Annotated in this window: 2 protein-coding genes; both read left to right on the forward strand. The window is 70.5% G+C overall.

Annotated elements, in window-relative coordinates:
• The coding region (locus ACH34R_RS44175) for a dihydrodipicolinate synthase family protein (RefSeq protein ID WP_397567631.1) at positions 1–203 on the forward strand (203 nt) is incomplete at its 5' end.
• Positions 200–712, forward strand: a 513-nt coding sequence (locus ACH34R_RS44180; protein WP_397567632.1) for an aldehyde dehydrogenase family protein, incomplete at its 3' end; no start/stop codon positions are given. The genes ACH34R_RS44175 and ACH34R_RS44180, both read left to right, overlap by 4 nt.

Raw genomic sequence — 712 nt, forward strand, 5'->3', positions numbered from 1 at the left:
CCGCCCTGAACCTGCACTACGCCCTGCACCCCCTGGTCGACCTGCTGTTCGTCGAGACCAACCCGGCACCAGCCAAATGGGTCCTGCACCAGCGCGGCCTCATCGCCTCCGCACACGTACGGCCGCCGCTCATCCCCCCGACCGCCGCCGGTGTCCAGCGGATCGAGGAGTTGCTGGCACAGAGCAAGGAGATCGCAGGTTGAAACTGGAGCACTACATCGACGGGGCCCACGTGCCCAGCGCCTCCGGCGCGACCTTCCATGCGATCGAACCGGCCACCAACCAGGTCTCGCTGACCGTGGCCGCGGGCGAGGCGGCCGACGTGGACGCGGCGGTGCGGGCGGGGCGCAAGGCGTTCACCGACGGGCCGTGGCCGCGGATGTCCGGCGAGCAGCGGGCGGTGATCCTGCGCGGCATCGCGAACGCAATCGAGTCGCGCGATGAGATGATCGCCGAGGTCGAGTGCGCGGACACCGGCCTGCCCATCACCCAGGCCAGGGGCCAGGCCAAGCGGGCGGCCCAGAACTTCCGCTTCTTCGCCGACGTGATCAGCGATCTCGGTGAGGACGTGTACCGGGTCGGCTCCGCCCAGCTCAACTACGTGGTGCGCAAGCCGGTGGGCGTGGCCGGGCTGATCACGCCCTGGAACACCCCCTTCATGCTGGAGACCTGGAAGCTCGCCCCCGCGTTGGCGGCCGGCTGCCCGGTGGTG

Origin of the sequence: Spongiactinospora sp. 9N601 (assembly GCF_044326295.1) — a bacterium.
GTDB classification, from domain to species: Bacteria; Actinomycetota; Actinomycetes; order Streptosporangiales; family Streptosporangiaceae; genus Spongiactinospora; species Spongiactinospora gelatinilytica.